Origin of the sequence: Escherichia sp. E2586, assembly GCF_005781105.1 — a bacterium.
GTDB lineage: Bacteria > Pseudomonadota > Gammaproteobacteria > Enterobacterales > Enterobacteriaceae > Escherichia.
Genome location: NZ_VATN01000014.1, coordinates 1 through 16,653, shown reverse-complemented (window position 1 = coordinate 16,653; position 16,653 = coordinate 1). Strand labels below are relative to the sequence as shown.

Genomic DNA, 16,653 nt, shown 5'->3' with positions numbered 1-16,653 from the left:
CATCACCATCCGGTAATTTTAAACGTATTACTTCTTCGCTTCTGCAACCACTTTGCTACCCACGCCGCGGTTATTGTATTCCCACATGCGGTTGTAGTTAGTGTCATTCAGATTGCGCTGTACTTCGTCGCTATCGTCAACGCTGCCGGTATTACCCGCAAATGGACGATTGGAAATCACCGCATCGGCCCACGGTTTAGCCGTGTTAAAACCTTCGTTGATGGCGCTATCACGGATCACCACCTGACCGTTGGTATTGGCATCAACATCCAGCGAGCGGCCCAGTTGCGCCACGCCATCACCGGAAGCATTGAAACGGCTGTTTACGGCGAGGAAACCGTAATAGATGTTAGACAGTGTAGCCGGTGCAAACACGTACGCTTCTTGCTGGGTACGGGAGTTCACCACGCGGAATTCGGTGTTATCGAACACCACCGCGCCGCGACCAGAAACGATATCCACATCCCCTTCAATGTAGCTATTCGTCACCAGAGTACGCGGTTGACGATTGGTTTCCAGACGGTTTTGCACACCACTGTTGGTGACAAAGAAGGTGTTCTGACGACCGAGAATGTTGACGTTATTGATCTGCACTTTGTCGCCATCAGTACGCAGCGCCACCGCCGGATGGTTACCCGCATCTACGCTATCGCCCAGCGTGTTTTCGATGGTTAGGTTTTGCAGTTGCAGGCCATTGTTTTGTGACCAGAAAACCGCAGAACAGAGCACGCCAATACTGTCGCTGCGTTTGCTCTGGCAGCTATCGTACATGTACCACGCTGGTTTACCTGGCATATATTTGCCGCGCGGGTTGACGTCGTGACGCCAGTCGGCAGGGCTCATGCTCCCATCAAGGGAAAGCCCAATCTTCACATCAATCGGTTTTTCACCTGTACCGTACAGAGTAATTCCACCCGGAGCGGCAGGGACATAGACCGTGCCTTCATACTCACCAGGCATCACGGCAATATACTGGCGCTTGTTGGTACGCTTGATAATTGCCGCATCCACCGCTGCCTGAATCGTGGTATGCGTTACACCTTGGGTACCCGCCGGGCCGACAACAAAGTCAGGTTGCGCAGGCAGGGTAATCGGGGAAGGATTCCACGCTGCAGCACCTGGTGTCAGGGATGCAAAATAGTGTTGAGCATCGAAATTCTGCGCTTCTTTTGCCGACAGAATCGGGCGAGAAGAGGTACCAGGCGCGGTTTGATCAGAAGGACGTTGATCGGGCGGTGTTGAGCTACAGGCGGTCAGCGTCACGCCAAAAGCCAGTGCCAGCGCCAGACGGGAAACTGAAAATGTGTTCACAGGTTGCTCCGGGCTTTAAAATGGAAAAAATGAATCCGTTGAAGCCTGCTTTTTTATACTAAGTTGGCATTATAAAAAAGCATTGCTTATCAATTTGTTGCAACGAACAGGTCACTATCAGTCAAAATAAAATCATTATTTGATTTCAATTTTGTCCCACTCCCTGCCTCTGTCATCACGATACTGTGATGCCATGGTGTCCGACTTATGCCCGAGAAGATGTTGAGCAAATTTATCGCTTATCTGCTTCTCATAGAGTCTTGCAGACAAACTGCGCAACTCGTGAAAGGTTGGCGGATCCCCTTCGAAGGAAAGACCTGATGCTTTTCGTGCGCGCATAAAATACCTTGATACTGTGCCGGATGAAAGCGGTTCACGACGAGTAGATGCAATTATGGTTTCTCCGCCAAGAATCTCTTTGCATTTATCAAGTGTTTCCTTCATTGATATCCCGAGAGCATCAACATGCAATGTTGTAGGGATGGCAATTTTTACGCCTGTTTTGCTTTGCTCGACATAAAGATATCCATCTACGATATCAGACCACTTCATTTCGCATAAATCACCAACTCGCTGCCCGGTAACAACAGCCAGTTCCATTGCAAGTCTGAGCCAACATGGTGATGATTCTGCTGCTTGATAAATTTTCAGGTATTCGTCAGCCGTAAGTCTTGATCTCCTTACCTCTGATTTTGCTGCGCGAGTGGCAGCGACCGGGTTTGTTGTTATATGGCCTTCAGCTATTGCCTCTCGGAATGCATCGCTCAGTGTTGATCTGATTAACTTGGCTGACGCCGCCTTGCCCTCGTCTATGTATCCATTGAGCATTGCCGCAATTTCTTTTGTGGTGATGTCTTCAAGTGGAGCATCAGGCAGACCCCTCCTTATTGCTTTAATTTTGCTCATGTAATTTATGAGAGTCTTCTGCTTGATTCCTCTGCTGGCGAGGATTTTTTCGTAGCGATCAAGCCATGAATGTAACGTAACAGAATTATCACTGTTGATTCTCGCTGTCAGAGGCTTGTGTTTGTGTCCTGAAAATAACTCAATGTTGGCCTGTATAGCTTCAGTGATTGCTATCCTCCTGTCTCGGCCTAATCCAAACTCTTTACCCGTCCTTGGATCCCTGTAGCAGTAATATCCATTGTTTCTTATATAAAGATTAGGGGGTAAATCCCGGCGCTCATGACTTCGCCTTCTTCCCATTTTTGATCCTCTTCAAAAGGCTACCTGTTACTGGTCGATTTAAGTCAACCTTTACCGCTGATTCGTGGAACAAATACTCTCTTCCGTCCTTAATCGGTGGTGGGAATATCCTGCACTCGCGTACCCATCGACGAACTGTTTCAAGGCTTCTTGGGCGCCGCTGGCGTGCGTTCCACTCCTGAAGTGTCAAGTACATCGCAAAGTCTCCGCAATTACACGCAAGAAAAAACCGCCATCAGGCGGCTTGGTGTTCTTTCAGTTCTTCAATTCGAATATTGGTTACGTCTGCATGTGCTATCTGCGCCCATATCATCCAGTGGTCATAGCAGTCATTGATGTTCTCTGCTTCGATAACTCTGTTGAATAGTTCTCCATTCCATTCACCTGTGACTCGGAAGTGCATTTATCATCTCCATAAAACAAAACTCGCCGTAGCGAGTTCAGATATAATTTCCACCAAAGGCAGTAGTTGCTTGATGCTAAGAATTATTCAATATCTATTCCTGTAATATCTTTTATCTTTTTCCTTGCAAAGCCTTTTGCTAGTGATTTTGAAACACTCATAAGTGTACTAATTCCCTCATCCTTAAAGTTTGTTTTTATAGCTTGCCAGACCTCCTTTTGACGTAAGTCAGCAATAAAGTCATGCCCTCTTGCTGTCAACCTCAGTGGTACTTCGATCCAACTATATCCAACACCTTCCCCTAACGCTTTGGACATTATATGACCGAACCCAGGTTTTCCATCAACCCTGACTATTAATTCGTAGTCACATAATAATCGCATATGGAAAATAAAATTTTGGTCATATCTATTAAAGCCATTATCCTCTAGTTCACTAAGCATCGTGTCAGGGCCATGAGTTTTTTCGAATGCGATAAGTAGATCTTTTAGATATTGCTGGTCTAATTTCATTGCCGCCTCCGTGACATGTCACAGAGATTTATATCATTAATTTTGTTTCGTGCCAGCCTTTGGTCACCCAGCATTGTGAGTCACCATTACACGGGCATGAATTAACAGGAACTCTCTCGCCGCACTTACCGCAACGTTTTCTGCTGATCGATTTTATACGCCAGCGCACACGTGCATCATCTTGGCGGCTCAGTAACGCGATGTACTCACCAAACTCGTAAGGCGCACGCCTGAAGCGACGCGTGGCACAGTTACGCTCCAGCATTTCAATTTCCTGAGCATCAAGTACAAGCTCCAGCTTACGCATACCGGATGATGCTTGCTTGGCCCTCTGATCGGCTTTGCGCTCTGCTGCTGATTTAGCCATTCTGCTTTTCCTGCATCAGGAGAAAGACAATCATAGCGGCGCGGATGCTTCCGATATCTCTTTATGCGATAAGCACATACAAGCAGCGAACCATCAACTGGAGTGAGTGAGGAATCGACCACAAGCAACGCCCCTTGCAATATGCCTTCGCGGTAATGGCTGTCACCCGCGGAACAATTTATCTGCTGGCTGCATGAAAAGCCAGCAATACAACTTTTGCTGACTTTCCACCGTTAACGCGACACAACCTTTGTTCCTGAGCTTCACGTTGCAGAGCCGATAATCTCCGTCTCTTTAAATTAAAAAGACGGAGACTATTAAAAACTCATTAAAACATCAGGAAACAACAGATTCCCCGTAAAACGCTACAGCCTGTGCAGACTGGGAGTCCATATCATCATGGAGATCTCTGGAGTATGGGAGGGAGTTGACTGTCGATATAAATATACTGTCATTTTCTAAAGTGAAAATTTCTGATTCGAGACTACCAATATCACCACGTACAGGATTAGTCCACCCACTAAACAGTAAAAATCCCCATTCCTGAAAAAGCCCGGAATTCACTTCACGTTTTACATCATGAAACATTTCTCCCGTCAGTTCATCGAAAGGGACATTATTGATATCGCGTCGTGCCGGGACAGTCCCTTTTTTATCCTCAATCCAAAACAATGCATCGTAAAATCTGTCCGACGTTGCGGTACGAGGTTTAAAGAAGCGATAAGGTTTAATTAAATAAGATGACACATTTTTCCCTGTGGCTTTATCCTTCGCAAAAATAACAAATGTTTTACCAATGCAACTTTCATCAATATCATTTGAAAATGACACCACGCCGTCCTGATTTACAGTCAGCGAATTGTCTCCCGCATTGGTGACAACACTCCAGTCCAACGTATTATTATTGACAACATCATTGTCAACCACCATCTGAAATGTCGCACCTGGAAATAATGTTTTCGGGAATGAACCATTAGCCATGTCTTTTTTTATATCGAACACATGGTGGCTCACTAGAACACCGGTAATTTTTGGCATAAAAAACTCCTTATTTGTTTAATTGAAATGCGATCAATAAATTCGATCACCAAAGAGATATTATTACTTTCACAAGAATAAATGTTGTTATTTGTTTATTATAAAACAATCATCACCCAGAAAAGAAAAAGATGCAGCTCGTTAACAAAAACCTTTGTGGCATATTAAGGTTGTGTCGCGTTAACGGTGGAAAGTCAGCAGATAAAATTGTTCTGTGGGTGACAATCCATCACCCTGAGGATGCTGATATTGCCCCTTGCGCATCATGTGGATTAATTCAACGCCGGCCAGTATCGTAGCCGTTCCATGAAATAGGTGTGCAAGTTCTCCGGTTGCTCACGGGCTACCTGTTCTGCAATTACCGGTATATTCATCCGCTCTTTGTAGGCAACGCCGCTGGCGGCCAGGTCAACGTTGAAGTGGTCAACCAAAACTGGCCACCGAGTTAGAGTTTTTTCAGTTGTCGCGTATATCAGATGCAAGCGACTGTTCGGATTTTGAGTTACATTTCTGTGCAAACATCTCCACCCCCTGCGCCCGTACTTCAGCCAGGCATTTGCGGAACTCGGAAACGTACTGCTCAACGCTCATTCCCCAGCTAAGTGGGCATTCGTTGAATGTTTCGCCTTCGTGTTCTTCATCAGGTAGCTCTTTGGTAAAGAACTCACGCTCAATGGCGTGGAGTGTGTCAGCAAAACGGCGTAAATTACTCAAACCTACCGCAATGGAGAATTCAGGAGCATCACATCCGACGCCCATCTGCTGATATACGGTGGTTTTGAAGGCCTTAAGCCCAGCATTTTCAGCCGCCAGAGCCTCGCATTTAGCTTCAAGTTCACCGAATTTACGAACAAGATATTCAGCGTTTGTTTCGTTAACCTTTAAATCACGTGGTATGCATTTACCTTTCAGAAAACCATCCATCTCAATTAGTGTCATTTGTTAATCCTCAAAACTTTATGCCCGGGCGCAAAAGCACGCGTTTTGTCTTTGCTTATTCGCCACCCGTCTGTACGGGCCTCTTTTGCACAGCCAGCCCATGACGTACCGATATACTCACCGAAGTCTGGCGACTTATATTTACCATCTGTACACTGGCGACAATCACAATAGAGATGCATGGTGTAACTTGCGGCAATAGCCATATCAGTCTCCTTTAGTGCGCAAGTGGTTTTTCCAGCGGTTTTGCGCCGTGCTGGGCTTTTTGCAACAACTGTGACCCATCACCCCCAAAAACCCCGTCAACCTCAACCGTCTGTTACTAATCCTCACCCACCGCCAGACATCAAAGCCGTTTCTGCGAGCTAACAGAATTTTTGCCTTACGGTTTTTCATCTTACTGCGTACCCTTTCTTCCGCCTGTTCTGTGACGCGGTAGGCTTACGCTTTGCGGCAAAAGCCACCTGACCAAATGGATGGAGTACCGCTATCTTATGGTTGCTAATAACCAGCTCCACCACACGCACAGGTCGCTGTAAAAAAAGTCGTTTTGCCTTACGGTTTTTCATCGTTTTGCTCTCCTGCGTTTCTTTGCTGCACGTCGTGCAGCTGCAATACCTGTACGACGCTTCGGGGCCGTGATGCCGTTGCCATCAGTAAAACCATGCGGCTTTATGAGTGACTGTGACAGCCAAAAACGGATCGGATGTGGTAATAAGCCAACAAATGCCACCTGCATTACGCACTCTCCTTGTGCAATTGCTTATTAACGTAATCCACAATTTCAGATGACAGTTCAAACGGCGATTTCATCGCATCAATATCCACGTTTCTGTCAATATGTCGGATTAAATCGTTCAGGGTTTCAGCACGGATTCCAGATTCAGAAATGCTGTTTTTGCGGCGATCCTGAAGTTCAATCAGGAACTGCCGTAAGAGCGTCCACCACTCGCTGTCTACAACCGGCGAACGCATACCCAGCATTTTGTCAGCATCGGCAATCAGCTTGGTCAGGTTCTTATCGCTTATTCTGGTTTGCTGGTTCGCTTTTGTTTCCAGTTCCGCAATGCGTTTTTTTGCTGCTCCCAGCTCAACTCGCAGTTTCCCAACCGTTAGCGCAATATCCTCGTTCTCCTGGTCGCGGCGTTTGATGTATTGCTGGTTTCTTTCCCGTTCATCCAGCAGTGCCAGCACAATCGATGGTGTTACCAGCTCATGGAAAAGGTCCGCATCAAATCCCCAGTCGTCATGCATTGCCTGCTCTGCCGCTTCACGCAGTGCCTGAGAGTTAATTTCGCTCACTTCGAACCTCTCTGTTTACTGATAAGCTCCAGATCCTCCTGGCAACTTGCACAAGTCCGACAACCCTGAACGGCCAGGCGTCTTCGTTCATCTATGGGGTCGCCACACTCACAACAATGAGTGGCAGATATAGCCTGGTGGTTCAGACGACGCATTTTTATTGCTGTATTGCGCTGTAATTCTTCGATTTCTGATGCTGAATCAATGATGTCTGCCATCTTCCATTAATCCCTGAATTGTTGGTTAATACGCTTGAGGGTGAATGCGAATAATAAAAAAGGAGCCTGTAGCTCCCTGATGATTTTGCTTTTCATGTTCATCGCTCCTTAAAGACGCCGTTTAACATGCCGATCGCCAGGCTTAAATGAGTCGGTGTGAATCCCATCAGCGTTACCGTTTCGCGGTGCTTCTTCAGTACGCTACGGCAAATGTCATCGACGTTTTTATCCGGAAACTGCTGTCTGGCTTTTTTGATTTCAGAATTAGCCTGACGGGCAATGCTGCGAAGGGCGTTTTCCTGCTGAGGTGTCATTGAACAAGTCCCATGTCGGCAAGCATAAGCACACAGAATATGAAGCCCGCTGCCAGAAAAATGCATTCCGTGGTTGTCATGCAGCCTCCCGACGGGCAAGAATCCTTGAGCCGAACGCCATCAACTCTCCACGATCAACGGTCGTAAAGTGGCAGTGTGTACGGGGGTATGGGTGCCAGATAATGAGCATCGAGCCTTTATTATTTCCACTGACGGGTTTCCCGGTGAGTGGGTTAATAAATGCCAGTCGTCCTGCCGTGATGAATCTGACCTCACTGGCGGTTTGTATCGCTTCATGAAACCATCCGACAGATGTGTCAGCAGGCAATAACATTACACATCCCACACTACTGAATTTGTTTTCAGTGGCTGCCTTTTTCACAAAAGGGGAAATATTGCTGTATGGTGGATTCAACCAGACATAACCAGAGGCATATCCCATTGCTTCAGGCCATGAAGTGGTTAATGTGTTCTGCTCCTGTGAGATAAAAAGCCGACATAGTCGGTTTTTTTCGCTGGCTGCAGCATCAAGTTGAAAAACGAACTCTGCATTAAGCGCAGCAAAAATCTCTGGTGGTGTGCGCCAGCTGTCGCGATGTTCGGCAGGAGTATTGCTTCCGGTGAAATCAGTCATACAGCCCCCCGTTTATTATTTATCTCCTCAGCCAGCCGCTGTGCTTTCAGGGGATTTCGGATAACAGAAAGGCCGGGAAATACCCAGCCTCGCTTTGTAACGGAGTAGACGAAAGTGATTGCGCCTACCCGGATATTATCGTGAGGATGCTTCATCGCCATTGCTCCCCAAATACAAAACCAATTTCAGCCAGTGCCTCGTCCATTTTTTCGATGAACTCCGGCACCATCTCGTCAAAACTCGCCATGTACTTTTCATCCCGCTCAACCACGACATAATGCAGTCCTTCACGCTTCATACGCGGGTCATAGTTGGCAAAGTACCAGGCATCTTTTCGTGTCACCCACATGCTGTACTGCACCTGGGCCATGTAAGCCGACTTTATGGCCTCGAAACCACCGAGCCGGAACTTCATGAAATCCCGGGAGGTAAACGGGCATTTCAGCTCAAGGCCATTGCCGTCACTGCATAAACCATCGGGAGAGCAGGCGGTGCGCATACTTTCGTCGCGATAGATGATCGGGGATTCAGTAACATTCACGCCGGAAGTGAATTCAAACAGAGTTCTGGCGTCGTTCTCGTACTGTTTTCCCCATGCCAGCGCCTTAGCATTAACTTCCGGAGCCACACCGGTGCAAACCTCAGCCAGCAGGGTGTGGAAGTAGGACATTTTCATGTCAGGCCACTTCTTTCCTGAGCGGGGCTTTGCTATCATGTTGTGAACTTCTGAAGCGGTGATGACGCCGAGCCGTAATTTGTGCCATGCATCATCCCCCTGTTCGACAGCTCTCACGTCGATCCCGGTACGCTGCAGGATAATGTCCGGTGTCATGCTGCCACCTTCTGCTCAGTGGCTTTCTGTTTCAGGAATCCAAGAGCTTTCACTGCTTCGGCCTGTGTCAGTTCTGACGATGCGCGAATGTCGCGGCGAAATATCTGGGAACAGAGCGGCAATAAGTCGTCATCCCATGTTTTATCCAGGGCGATCAGCAGAGTGTTAATCTCCTGCATGGTTTCATCGTTAACCGGAGTGATGTCGCGTTCCGGCTGACGTTCTGCAGTGTATGCAGTATTTTCAACAATGCGCTCGGCTTCATCCTTGTCATAGATACCAGCAAATCCGAAGGCGAGACGGGCACACTGAATCATGGCTTTATGCCGTAACATCCGTTTGGGATGCGACTGCCACGGTCCCGTGATTTCTCTGCCTTCGCGGGTTTTGAATGGTTCGCGGCGACATTCATCCATCCACTCGGTAACGCAGATCGGATGATTGCGGTCCTTGCGGTAAATCCGGCATGTGCAGGATTCATTGTCCTGCTCAAAGTCCATACCATCAAACTGCTGGTTTTCATTGATGATGCGGGACCAGCCATCAACGCCCACCACCGGAACGATGCCGTTCTGCTTATCAGGGAAGGCGTAAATTTCTTTCGTCCACGGATTAAGGCCGTACTGGTTGGCAACGATCAGTAATGCGATGAACTGCGCATCGCTGGCATCACCTTTAAATGCCGTCTGGCGAAGAGTGGTGATCAGTTCCTGTGGGTCAACAGAATCCATGCCGACACGTTCAGCCAGCTTCCCTGCCAGCGTTGCGAGTGCAGTACTCATTCGTTTTATACCTCTGAATCAATATCAACCTGATGGTGAGCAATGGTTTCAACCATGTACCGGATGTGTTCTGCCATGCGCTCCTGAAACTCAACATCGTCATCAAACGCACGGGTAATGGCTTTTTTGCTGGCCCCGTGGCGTTGCAAATGATCGATGCATAGCGATTCAAACAGGTGCTGGGGCAGGCCTTTTTCCATGTCGTCTGCCAGTTCTGCCTCTTTCTCTTCACGGGCGATCTGCTGGTAGTGACGCGCCCAGCTCTGAGCCTCAAGACGATCCTGAATGTAATAAGCGTTCATGGCTGAACTCCTGAAAATGGCTGTGAAACTATTGCCCGGGAAATGCCAGGCTGATTAGGAAAACAGGAAAGGGGATTAGTGATTCAGGCCGTTGCCTCGTCCGTCGAGAAAAACTTCCACGAGCAAATCACGGGTATAAGTGCGCTCGATGCCGCGATGCAGATAAAGCCGTCCGCGTAAATTAGCTGATGCAGTCCAGGTACCATCTTTGTGTTTGACCAGCATTCCTGGCATGACCGCGCCGCGATTAACGGTCTGCGTTCCGTAATGTTGATGAACCATAAAAACTCCTGCCCGTAAGCTGGGCTGCTGAACATATAGAGACTTCTGCGCGTATTCAGGCGGTGGATGGCCGCCGGTTGTCATAACTAAGCCGCCTCGTTGAAGCGACTGAGGTATGAAGTGTTGAGTTGATTTCAGCTGGTCACACCGACGTTCACGCGTCCGCTTCACCCCTCGCACTCCCCGGAGCCTGCTGAAATTCAAGCTGCGGATCTAAGCGGTCATCGCAACGGTGAATCAGGTGGTTGCCGTATCGTTGTGTTGTTGCGATATGGTGATAATAGCTATTGCTATTGGTGATATCAATACTTATTGCTATTGACTGATGTGTTTTGATATTAAATGTTTGATAGCAAAAAGAATTAATTTTGTGACTTGCATCGCATAGCGATAACTGAAGCGGGGTTGTGGTGGTTTTTTGAACGGTGTGTGTGATGAGGGTAGGGCAAAAGAAAACCCGGCGCGGTGGCCGGGTAGCATCACTATTCGATTTTTTTAACCATGTAGTTACGTCGTGATGTTCCTAATCTTTCATTGTGAATCTCAGAAACGCTTACTACGAGCGATATTCGTTCACCAACTTTATATTTACTTTGAATTTCTCCTAACATATCAATCGGATAAGAAGCCTTTATTTTTCCAAGCTCGCTTGCAATCTCCAATTTCCCGTACATGGATAAAATAGCAAGTTCGCCTGATATATGCTCATCCGGTAGCTGAACGACCTTCGTTAAAGCTAAGCGAGCATTCAGTTTTTTTATATCTTCTGAAGAAATTGACACTTGTCTGGTACCATCACTTAAAGGTCCAATCCAAGTAAGATCAAAGTTAAGACTATATTTTTCGCACTCATTTATGATGTTTTTTAGGTTAGCTGTTGATTGCGAACCAATTTCGGCAATTTTAGCCGTGAATGTTTCTTCATCAATGGATGAGAGTAGTGCAAAAATCTCCTTAACAGCATGACTGGATACTGTTTCGATGAGCTCGCAAGAACCAGTAGAAAAAGTAACACCTAACTTCGTCGAACCTGGACGCAAGTCTGCCAATCTCATGTCTAATGATTTTTTAACATCAATCGGCACACGACTAGAATCTTTCCCAGATCCAAGTCGGTAAACTGCTTTCTGTACAAGGGATGCGAGATTACCTGAAATTACAGATAGAATATCTAACGGAATAGACCCGAAATCGACCAAAACACCTTTTAATCTCAACTCCATGAAATCACGTAAAGGATGTTGGTTATCGATTGCACGTTGTCTCTCTCGGAGATCGCTCAGATGGGAGTCAAGTGATCTAAATATAATGTCATCAGCAAATGATCTCCCCTTATTTTGAGCAAGCAGATCCACATCGCGTTGAATGAACGCAATTCGCTCCTTGAGGGAGTTGAATGTTTTTTCTTCGCTCATAACATTACCCTCACGAGGCCTTTAGGATTCTCCTTCCGATCAAAACCAAACCACCCTCTCCAGTAACTTCGCCTTTCACTATAATCGATTTCTGGATGATTTTCAGGCAGCAAAAGAACGTCAATGCTGTAGTTTTCTTTAATAAAATCTCTATTTAACAATGAGCTAACCAATGGCATCAGCGTGTTTGGCAAAGAGTTTAGGGCCAAATAATCGACGACCACGAGTATATCTATATCATCAGGTTCAGGTTTCTCTGTAGTGAATGAACCATCGATCCACACTTCAGAAAAACATAGACACTGCTGATTAACAAGTTTAAATTGCTCAATAAGCTGTATAAAATTACAGTATAGCATACTTCTTCTAACGGATTTTGGGAAGGTGTCGACACAAAGAGACTTGATGCCATCACTATCCATATCATGAAATCCTGCTGTAAGAAGAGGTGGGAAGCTAGGCTTTTCCATCCTAAGTCCTTGTTTATGCCATATAGTGTTCTATTTAATATTCTTGAAAAGAGTGTGCCTTAAAAAGCTACAGGCTAATTATTAACCATGCTTCCTGTACGTCTGCGGCATGCTCCCAATAACCTTACCGAAGATGAACACCCGGTTCATCTCGTCTTTCTCGATCGGGTCCCACGGTGAGTAGCTCTTGTTATCAGAGATAACCAGTAGCTTATCCTTCATCATTTGCAGGCGCTTTACATGGGCGGTGTCGTCATACAGAAACGCATAGATACCATCACCGTCGAAAGATTTAACCGTGATATCAACGAACAGCAGATCACCTGGTTCGATCGTTCCTGACATGCTGTCACCACGCACGTTAATGATGCGGATATTTTCCGCCTTCCTGCCATCGAACATGTGACGAGCATCGTCAAACGAGTACTCAACCGAGCGTAGAACTTCTACAAACTCACGGTTGATTACACCCGGCCCAGCACTGACTTCTATATCAAGAACGTCAATCTTGAAGTATTTGGAATGGTTGACAGCAGGCTTCCCTGATTGTTGACCGTCATTTCTCATCGGGCCTATGCCTGATGAGAGCCACTCTGTTCGAACACCCAATGCATTAGCTATTTCAACAATTTTTGTTGAGCCGCGTGCGTTGCCGCTTGTTAGTCTCCAGATTGTGGGTTGAGCTACGCCAGACGCCTTTGCAAGAGCGCCTTGAGACATTCCAGATTGTTCCATCGCTAGGTTTAAGCGATCAGCAAGAGTTTCTTTTTTCATAAGTTTTAATTTATACGCTTGCGTATTGATGGTCAAAACATGTTTTGCTATTGATTGAATTAATACGCATTGCTATTATCCATTCATTGTAATACCAATAGGAATTGATAATGACAAATCAAACCATTCAACTCGCAATCAGTATTACAGGTAGTCAAAAACGACTGGCAGATCTATGCGGTGTAGCCCAGCCCACTGTTTGGCGTTGGCTACACGGTGGCGGAATTGATGCCCGCTATGTAATGAAAATTGTCTCAGCCACTGGTGGAAAGATTAAACCAGCAGATATTCGTCCCGACCTTGCACCATTGTTTAACGCGAGTAATTCTGCCGCCTAAACTGCGGCGTTAACTGATAAGGCAATGACTATGCAACCACTTACATACCAACAGACTAGCGGATTTAGCCCGACTGCGGTGATAAATCGTTCTCAAACAAAACAGGCGCCAGGCCACGAAAAAATCCGTGATGCCGTTCGCGCCTGGTCGGCTGCAGATAATCAGGATGTTGTTGCCGCACTCATTGTGAATGAGTATCGGGAGCAGGGCGGCGGCACCATCGATTTCCCTGATGATGTCAGCCGTGCACGCCAGAAGCTGTTCCGCTTCCTCGATAACAAATTCGATTCTGAAAAATACCGAAATAACGTGCGTGAACTGACCCCGGCAATTCTGGCGGTACTACCGCTGGAATATCGCGGCCACCTGGTTGAGCAGGATAGCTTCATGGCTCGGTTGGCTGAAATGGAAAAGGAACTCAGTGAGGCAAAGCAGGCGGTCATTCTCAACGCACCACGCCACCAGAAACTGAAGGAAATGAGTGAAGGTATTGTGTCGATGTTTCGTGTGGACCCGGATCTGGCTGGTCCATTAATGGCGATGGTGACCACCATGCTGGGGGCAATATGACAGGTTCAGAAATGGCGAAAGCCGGTCTGCGGGAACAGAGCCGACTTTCAGGTGCAAATCGTAACGCACTCATTGCGGAAGGAATTATGGCAAACACTGCTGAGATATTCAATTTTCCAGTGCCGGATGAGGCACAAAAGGAGCGGCGCGTGGCAGATCTCGATGATGGTTATACGCGCATTGCAAATGAGTTGCTGGAAGCTGTGATGCTGGCCGGATTAACACAGCACCAGCTTCTGGTCTTTCTGGCTGTCATGCGCAAAACATATGGCTTTAATAAAAAACTGGATTGGGTTAGCAACGAGCAACTTTCCGAATTAACCGGGATATTGCCGCACAAGTGTTCTGCTGCAAAAAGTGTTCTGGTAAAGCGTGGGATTTTTATTCAGAGCGGGCGGAATACCGGCATTAATAATGTGGTCAGTGAATGGTCAACATTACCCGAATCAGGTAAGAAAAATAAAGTTTACCTGAAAGAGGTAAATTTACCTGAATCAGGTAAAAAAAGTTTACCCAAATCAGGTAAAGACGTTTACCCGAATCAGGTAAACACAAAAGACAAAATAACAAAAGACAATATAAAACCTTATTCGTCCGAGAATTCTGGCGAATCCTCTGACCAGCCAGAAAACGACCTTCCTGTGGTGAAACCGGATGCTGCGATTCAGAGCGGCAGCAAGTGGGGGACAGCAGAAGACCTGACCGCCGCAGAGTGGATGTTTGACATGGTGAAGACCATCGCGCCATCAGCCAGAAAACCGAATTTTGCAGGGTGGGCTAACGATATCCGCCTGATGCGTGAACGTGACGGACGTAACCACCGCGACATGTGCGTGCTGTTCCGCTGGGCATGCCAGGACAACTTCTGGTCCGGTAACGTGCTAAGTCCGGCCAAACTCCGTGACAAGTGGACCCAACTCGAAATCAACCGTAACAAGCAACAGGCTGGAGTGACAGCCGGAAAATCAAAACTGGACCTGACAAACACTGACTGGATTTATGGGGTGGATTTATGAAAAACATCGCCGCACAAATGGTTAACTTTGACTGTGAGCAGATGCGCCGGATCGCCAACAACATGCCGGAACAGTACGACGAAAAGCCACAGGTACAGCAGGTAGCGCAGATCATCAACGGTGTGTTCAGGCAGTTACTGGCAACTTTCCCGGCGAGCCTGGCTAACCGTGACCAGAATGAACTGAACGAAATCCGCCGCCAGTGGGTTCTGGCTTTCCGGGAAAACGGGATCACCACAATGGAACAGGTTAACGCAGGAATGCGCGTAGCCCGTCGGCAGAATCGACCATTCCTGCCATCACCCGGGCAGTTTGTGGCCTGGTGCCGGGAAGAAGCATCCGTTAACGCCGGGCTGCCAAACGTCAGCGAGCTGGTTGATATGGTTTACGAGTATTGCCGGAAGCGTGGCCTGTATCCGGATGCAGAGTCTTATCCGTGGAAATCGAACGCGCATTACTGGTTGGTTACCAACTTGTACCAGAACATGCGGGCCAATGCGCTGACTGACGCGGAATTACGGCGCAAGGCTGCCGATGAACTGACCTGTATGACAGCGCGAATTAACCGTGGTGAGACGATACCTGAACCAGTAAAACAACTTCCTGTTATGGGCGGTAGACCTCTAAATCGTGCACAGGCTCTGGCGAAGATCGCAGAAATTAAAGCTAAGTTCGGACTGAAAGGAGCAAGTGTATGACGGGCAAAGAGGCAATTATTCATTACCTGGGGACGCATAAGAGCTTCTGTGCACAGGACGTTGCCGCGGTAACAGGCGCAACCGTAACCAGCATAAATCAGGCTGCGGCTAAAATGGCGCGGGCAGGAATCCTGGTCGTTGATGGTAAGGTCTGGCGAACGGTGTATTACAGGTTCGCTACCAGGGAAGAACGGGAAGGAAAGGTGAGCACGAATCTGATTTTCAAGGAGTGTCGCCAGAGTGCCGCGATGAAGCGGGTTTTATTTGTTTATGCGGCGGGGGGAGGAAATCAGTGAGGTTGACGATAACTAATATCTGGCGCTATATTCTGTGTGTTGCCGCAAAATCGGCACACGGGATTGGCGTCCCGGATAAGGTAATCGCGACTACTACACGCCGCGAGCGTGTTTTTTATTGTCGTAAGCATACGCACATCTGAATTATGGTGGGGCGTGTAGGGCCGACTTCGGTCGGGCCGGTTGATTACCCCGGTTACGCCAACCCTACATGTCTCACCACCAAACTGATTGGCGTCAGCGGTGGTGGTTAACTTGATTTATAGGTAATCATCATGAGCACACAACTAGTCTTTCATCAAACAAAATTCCATCCTGTTAAACACAACAACAGTATCTGGCTTACTGCCGTTGAGATTGCTCAAGCTCTCGGATATAAAAAATCTGATGCCGTAACTCAGATCTACGATCGAAATTCCGATGAATTTAGGGCAGATATGACTGAGACCCTCAATTTGAGTGTCTCAGGGAACTACCAGAAAACAATACGCATTTTCTCCCTCCGTGGTGCCCATTTGATCGCTATGTTCGCCCGCACTCCTGTAGCCAAAGAATTCCGCCGCTGGGTTCTGGATATTCTCGATCGAGAAGTTCAACAATCCCCAATCACAAAACAATTCACTGATAACGAACT

General features: G+C 47.2%; 28 protein-coding genes and 2 pseudogenes. 7 read left to right on the top strand and 23 right to left on the bottom strand.

Features of this window, described 5'->3' with window-relative positions; all coding sequences use genetic code 11:
• Nucleotides 1–27: 27 nt before the first annotated feature.
• From FEK50_RS14965 to FEK50_RS14845, 23 genes and pseudogenes are all read right to left on the bottom strand, one after another.
• Nucleotides 28–1,311, bottom strand: a complete 1,284-nt coding sequence (locus tag FEK50_RS14965; RefSeq protein ID WP_130210879.1) for a putative acyl-CoA thioester hydrolase — start codon at nucleotides 1,309–1,311, stop codon at nucleotides 28–30.
• A gap of 135 nt (nucleotides 1,312–1,446) precedes the next feature.
• Nucleotides 1,447–2,517 carry a tyrosine-type recombinase/integrase gene (locus FEK50_RS14960; protein ID WP_000533643.1) on the bottom strand — a complete coding sequence of 357 codons (1,071 nt, stop codon included), beginning with the start codon at nucleotides 2,515–2,517 and terminating at the stop codon, nucleotides 1,447–1,449.
• Nucleotides 2,495–2,713 carry an excisionase gene (locus tag FEK50_RS14955; protein ID WP_061351518.1) on the bottom strand — a complete coding sequence of 73 codons (219 nt, stop codon included), beginning with the start codon at nucleotides 2,711–2,713 and terminating at the stop codon, nucleotides 2,495–2,497. Before FEK50_RS14955 ends, FEK50_RS14960 begins: the two co-directional genes overlap by 23 nt.
• A 39-nt stretch (nucleotides 2,714–2,752) precedes the next feature.
• Nucleotides 2,753–2,920 carry a hypothetical protein gene (locus FEK50_RS14950; RefSeq protein WP_131161688.1) on the bottom strand — a complete coding sequence of 56 codons (168 nt, stop codon included), beginning with the start codon at nucleotides 2,918–2,920 and terminating at the stop codon, nucleotides 2,753–2,755.
• Between the two features lie 83 nt (nucleotides 2,921–3,003).
• Complete coding sequence (locus FEK50_RS14945) at nucleotides 3,004–3,432, bottom strand: DUF2513 domain-containing protein (protein WP_048970919.1); 429 nt, start codon at nucleotides 3,430–3,432, stop codon at nucleotides 3,004–3,006.
• A 28-nt stretch (nucleotides 3,433–3,460) separates the two neighbouring features.
• Complete coding sequence (locus FEK50_RS14940; protein ID WP_131161689.1) at nucleotides 3,461–3,799, bottom strand: hypothetical protein; 339 nt, start codon at nucleotides 3,797–3,799, stop codon at nucleotides 3,461–3,463.
• 336 nt (nucleotides 3,800–4,135) lie between these two features.
• The gene (locus FEK50_RS14930; protein WP_130210873.1) at nucleotides 4,136–4,837 is read right to left on the bottom strand and encodes a hypothetical protein; all 702 of its coding nucleotides are present in this window, start codon (nucleotides 4,835–4,837) and stop codon (nucleotides 4,136–4,138) included.
• 272 nt (nucleotides 4,838–5,109) lie between these two features.
• Nucleotides 5,110–5,268, bottom strand: a complete 159-nt coding sequence (locus tag FEK50_RS14925; protein ID WP_105269881.1) for a DNA polymerase III subunit theta — start codon at nucleotides 5,266–5,268, stop codon at nucleotides 5,110–5,112.
• Between the two features lie 379 nt (nucleotides 5,269–5,647).
• Nucleotides 5,648–5,776, bottom strand: a pseudogene (locus tag FEK50_RS24550) (hypothetical protein); the annotation flags it as partial.
• Nucleotides 5,773–5,982: a hypothetical protein gene (locus FEK50_RS14915; protein WP_130216487.1), complete on the bottom strand. Its 210-nt coding sequence runs from the start codon at nucleotides 5,980–5,982 to the stop codon at nucleotides 5,773–5,775. The gene FEK50_RS14915 and the pseudogene FEK50_RS24550, both read right to left, overlap by 4 nt.
• Before the next feature lie 186 nt (nucleotides 5,983–6,168).
• Nucleotides 6,169–6,345, bottom strand: a complete 177-nt coding sequence (locus FEK50_RS24205; RefSeq protein ID WP_000797289.1) for a hypothetical protein — start codon at nucleotides 6,343–6,345, stop codon at nucleotides 6,169–6,171.
• A 517-nt stretch (nucleotides 6,346–6,862) separates the two neighbouring features.
• Nucleotides 6,863–7,078, bottom strand: a pseudogene (locus FEK50_RS24545) (ead/Ea22-like family protein); the annotation flags it as partial.
• Complete coding sequence (locus FEK50_RS14900) at nucleotides 7,075–7,296, bottom strand: TraR/DksA family transcriptional regulator (RefSeq protein WP_000763363.1); 222 nt, start codon at nucleotides 7,294–7,296, stop codon at nucleotides 7,075–7,077. The gene FEK50_RS14900 and the pseudogene FEK50_RS24545, both read right to left, overlap by 4 nt.
• Nucleotides 7,297–7,394: 98 nt before the next feature.
• Nucleotides 7,395–7,610 carry a hypothetical protein gene (locus FEK50_RS14895; RefSeq protein ID WP_000188870.1) on the bottom strand — a complete coding sequence of 72 codons (216 nt, stop codon included), beginning with the start codon at nucleotides 7,608–7,610 and terminating at the stop codon, nucleotides 7,395–7,397.
• 76 nt (nucleotides 7,611–7,686) lie between these two features.
• On the bottom strand, nucleotides 7,687–8,244 hold the full coding sequence (locus tag FEK50_RS14890) for a phage N-6-adenine-methyltransferase (protein ID WP_032255841.1): 558 nt from the start codon (nucleotides 8,242–8,244) through the stop codon (nucleotides 7,687–7,689).
• Complete coding sequence (locus tag FEK50_RS14885; RefSeq protein WP_024203134.1) at nucleotides 8,241–8,399, bottom strand: DUF1317 family protein; 159 nt, start codon at nucleotides 8,397–8,399, stop codon at nucleotides 8,241–8,243. Before FEK50_RS14885 ends, FEK50_RS14890 begins: the two co-directional genes overlap by 4 nt.
• Nucleotides 8,396–9,076 (bottom strand): lambda exonuclease family protein, encoded by a 681-nt coding sequence (locus FEK50_RS14880; protein WP_131161691.1) that lies wholly within the window; start codon nucleotides 9,074–9,076, stop codon nucleotides 8,396–8,398. Before FEK50_RS14880 ends, FEK50_RS14885 begins: the two co-directional genes overlap by 4 nt.
• On the bottom strand, nucleotides 9,073–9,858 hold the full coding sequence (bet, locus tag FEK50_RS14875) for a phage recombination protein Bet (protein ID WP_000100847.1): 786 nt from the start codon (nucleotides 9,856–9,858) through the stop codon (nucleotides 9,073–9,075). Before bet ends, FEK50_RS14880 begins: the two co-directional genes overlap by 4 nt.
• Before the next feature lie 5 nt (nucleotides 9,859–9,863).
• On the bottom strand, nucleotides 9,864–10,160 hold the full coding sequence (locus FEK50_RS14870) for a host-nuclease inhibitor Gam family protein (protein ID WP_000995439.1): 297 nt from the start codon (nucleotides 10,158–10,160) through the stop codon (nucleotides 9,864–9,866).
• A 75-nt stretch (nucleotides 10,161–10,235) separates the two neighbouring features.
• Nucleotides 10,236–10,442: a phage encoded cell division inhibitor protein gene (locus tag FEK50_RS14860; protein WP_000233576.1), complete on the bottom strand. Its 207-nt coding sequence runs from the start codon at nucleotides 10,440–10,442 to the stop codon at nucleotides 10,236–10,238.
• Between the two features lie 482 nt (nucleotides 10,443–10,924).
• Complete coding sequence (locus tag FEK50_RS14855) at nucleotides 10,925–11,857, bottom strand: hypothetical protein (RefSeq protein ID WP_131161692.1); 933 nt, start codon at nucleotides 11,855–11,857, stop codon at nucleotides 10,925–10,927.
• Nucleotides 11,854–12,327 carry a hypothetical protein gene (locus FEK50_RS14850; protein ID WP_000414677.1) on the bottom strand — a complete coding sequence of 158 codons (474 nt, stop codon included), beginning with the start codon at nucleotides 12,325–12,327 and terminating at the stop codon, nucleotides 11,854–11,856. The genes FEK50_RS14855 and FEK50_RS14850 overlap by 4 nt, the downstream gene beginning before the upstream one ends.
• A gap of 81 nt (nucleotides 12,328–12,408) precedes the next feature.
• On the bottom strand, nucleotides 12,409–13,101 hold the full coding sequence (locus tag FEK50_RS14845) for a helix-turn-helix transcriptional regulator (RefSeq protein ID WP_000712399.1): 693 nt from the start codon (nucleotides 13,099–13,101) through the stop codon (nucleotides 12,409–12,411).
• Nucleotides 13,102–13,211: 110 nt separating this feature from the next.
• On the opposite strand from FEK50_RS14845, the gene FEK50_RS14840 reads away from it, so the two are divergent.
• The 7 genes from FEK50_RS14840 to FEK50_RS14815 form a co-directional block, all read left to right on the top strand.
• Complete coding sequence (locus tag FEK50_RS14840; protein ID WP_000184665.1) at nucleotides 13,212–13,439, top strand: helix-turn-helix domain-containing protein; 228 nt, start codon at nucleotides 13,212–13,214, stop codon at nucleotides 13,437–13,439.
• 30 nt (nucleotides 13,440–13,469) lie between these two features.
• The gene (locus FEK50_RS14835; RefSeq protein WP_001182881.1) at nucleotides 13,470–14,009 is read left to right on the top strand and encodes a toxin YdaT domain-containing protein; all 540 of its coding nucleotides are present in this window, start codon (nucleotides 13,470–13,472) and stop codon (nucleotides 14,007–14,009) included.
• Nucleotides 14,006–15,025 carry a replication protein gene (locus tag FEK50_RS14830; protein WP_077888178.1) on the top strand — a complete coding sequence of 340 codons (1,020 nt, stop codon included), beginning with the start codon at nucleotides 14,006–14,008 and terminating at the stop codon, nucleotides 15,023–15,025. Before FEK50_RS14835 ends, FEK50_RS14830 begins: the two co-directional genes overlap by 4 nt.
• Nucleotides 15,022–15,723 carry a replication protein P gene (locus FEK50_RS14825; RefSeq protein ID WP_000788810.1) on the top strand — a complete coding sequence of 234 codons (702 nt, stop codon included), beginning with the start codon at nucleotides 15,022–15,024 and terminating at the stop codon, nucleotides 15,721–15,723. The genes FEK50_RS14830 and FEK50_RS14825 overlap by 4 nt, the downstream gene beginning before the upstream one ends.
• Nucleotides 15,720–16,019, top strand: a complete 300-nt coding sequence (locus FEK50_RS14820; RefSeq protein WP_131161693.1) for a protein ren — start codon at nucleotides 15,720–15,722, stop codon at nucleotides 16,017–16,019. Before FEK50_RS14825 ends, FEK50_RS14820 begins: the two co-directional genes overlap by 4 nt.
• Before the next feature lie 146 nt (nucleotides 16,020–16,165).
• The gene (locus FEK50_RS24540) at nucleotides 16,166–16,273 is read left to right on the top strand and encodes an ash family protein (protein WP_215629063.1); all 108 of its coding nucleotides are present in this window, start codon (nucleotides 16,166–16,168) and stop codon (nucleotides 16,271–16,273) included.
• A 21-nt stretch (nucleotides 16,274–16,294) separates the two neighbouring features.
• A partial coding sequence (locus tag FEK50_RS14815; protein ID WP_138211668.1) for a Bro-N domain-containing protein occupies nucleotides 16,295–16,653 on the top strand: 359 nt, incomplete at its 3' end.

Excerpts from the sequence above, each read along its gene's own strand:
- FEK50_RS14960 (WP_000533643.1), bottom strand. The coding sequence starts at position 2,517 with ATGGGAAGAAGGCGAAGTCATGAGCGCCGGGATTTACCCCCTAATCTT.
- FEK50_RS14955 (WP_061351518.1), bottom strand. The coding sequence starts at position 2,713 with ATGTACTTGACACTTCAGGAGTGGAACGCACGCCAGCGGCGCCCAAGA.
- FEK50_RS14950 (WP_131161688.1), bottom strand. The coding sequence starts at position 2,920 with ATGCACTTCCGAGTCACAGGTGAATGGAATGGAGAACTATTCAACAGA.
- FEK50_RS14945 (WP_048970919.1), bottom strand. The coding sequence starts at position 3,432 with ATGAAATTAGACCAGCAATATCTAAAAGATCTACTTATCGCATTCGAA.
- FEK50_RS14940 (WP_131161689.1), bottom strand. The coding sequence starts at position 3,799 with ATGGCTAAATCAGCAGCAGAGCGCAAAGCCGATCAGAGGGCCAAGCAA.
- FEK50_RS14930 (WP_130210873.1), bottom strand. The coding sequence starts at position 4,837 with ATGCCAAAAATTACCGGTGTTCTAGTGAGCCACCATGTGTTCGATATA.
- FEK50_RS14915 (WP_130216487.1), bottom strand. The coding sequence starts at position 5,982 with ATGGCTATTGCCGCAAGTTACACCATGCATCTCTATTGTGATTGTCGC.
- FEK50_RS24205 (WP_000797289.1), bottom strand. The coding sequence starts at position 6,345 with ATGAAAAACCGTAAGGCAAAACGACTTTTTTTACAGCGACCTGTGCGT.
- FEK50_RS14900 (WP_000763363.1), bottom strand. The coding sequence starts at position 7,296 with ATGGCAGACATCATTGATTCAGCATCAGAAATCGAAGAATTACAGCGC.
- FEK50_RS14895 (WP_000188870.1), bottom strand. The coding sequence starts at position 7,610 with ATGACACCTCAGCAGGAAAACGCCCTTCGCAGCATTGCCCGTCAGGCT.
- FEK50_RS14890 (WP_032255841.1), bottom strand. The coding sequence starts at position 8,244 with ATGACTGATTTCACCGGAAGCAATACTCCTGCCGAACATCGCGACAGC.
- FEK50_RS14885 (WP_024203134.1), bottom strand. The coding sequence starts at position 8,399 with ATGAAGCATCCTCACGATAATATCCGGGTAGGCGCAATCACTTTCGTC.
- FEK50_RS14880 (WP_131161691.1), bottom strand. The coding sequence starts at position 9,076 with ATGACACCGGACATTATCCTGCAGCGTACCGGGATCGACGTGAGAGCT.
- bet (WP_000100847.1), bottom strand. The coding sequence starts at position 9,858 with ATGAGTACTGCACTCGCAACGCTGGCAGGGAAGCTGGCTGAACGTGTC.
- FEK50_RS14870 (WP_000995439.1), bottom strand. The coding sequence starts at position 10,160 with ATGAACGCTTATTACATTCAGGATCGTCTTGAGGCTCAGAGCTGGGCG.
- FEK50_RS14860 (WP_000233576.1), bottom strand. The coding sequence starts at position 10,442 with ATGGTTCATCAACATTACGGAACGCAGACCGTTAATCGCGGCGCGGTC.
- FEK50_RS14855 (WP_131161692.1), bottom strand. The coding sequence starts at position 11,857 with ATGAGCGAAGAAAAAACATTCAACTCCCTCAAGGAGCGAATTGCGTTC.
- FEK50_RS14850 (WP_000414677.1), bottom strand. The coding sequence starts at position 12,327 with ATGGAAAAGCCTAGCTTCCCACCTCTTCTTACAGCAGGATTTCATGAT.
- FEK50_RS14845 (WP_000712399.1), bottom strand. The coding sequence starts at position 13,101 with ATGAAAAAAGAAACTCTTGCTGATCGCTTAAACCTAGCGATGGAACAA.
- FEK50_RS14840 (WP_000184665.1), top strand. The coding sequence starts at position 13,212 with ATGACAAATCAAACCATTCAACTCGCAATCAGTATTACAGGTAGTCAA.
- FEK50_RS14835 (WP_001182881.1), top strand. The coding sequence starts at position 13,470 with ATGCAACCACTTACATACCAACAGACTAGCGGATTTAGCCCGACTGCG.
- FEK50_RS14830 (WP_077888178.1), top strand. The coding sequence starts at position 14,006 with ATGACAGGTTCAGAAATGGCGAAAGCCGGTCTGCGGGAACAGAGCCGA.
- FEK50_RS14825 (WP_000788810.1), top strand. The coding sequence starts at position 15,022 with ATGAAAAACATCGCCGCACAAATGGTTAACTTTGACTGTGAGCAGATG.
- FEK50_RS14820 (WP_131161693.1), top strand. The coding sequence starts at position 15,720 with ATGACGGGCAAAGAGGCAATTATTCATTACCTGGGGACGCATAAGAGC.
- FEK50_RS24540 (WP_215629063.1), top strand. The coding sequence starts at position 16,166 with ATGGTGGGGCGTGTAGGGCCGACTTCGGTCGGGCCGGTTGATTACCCC.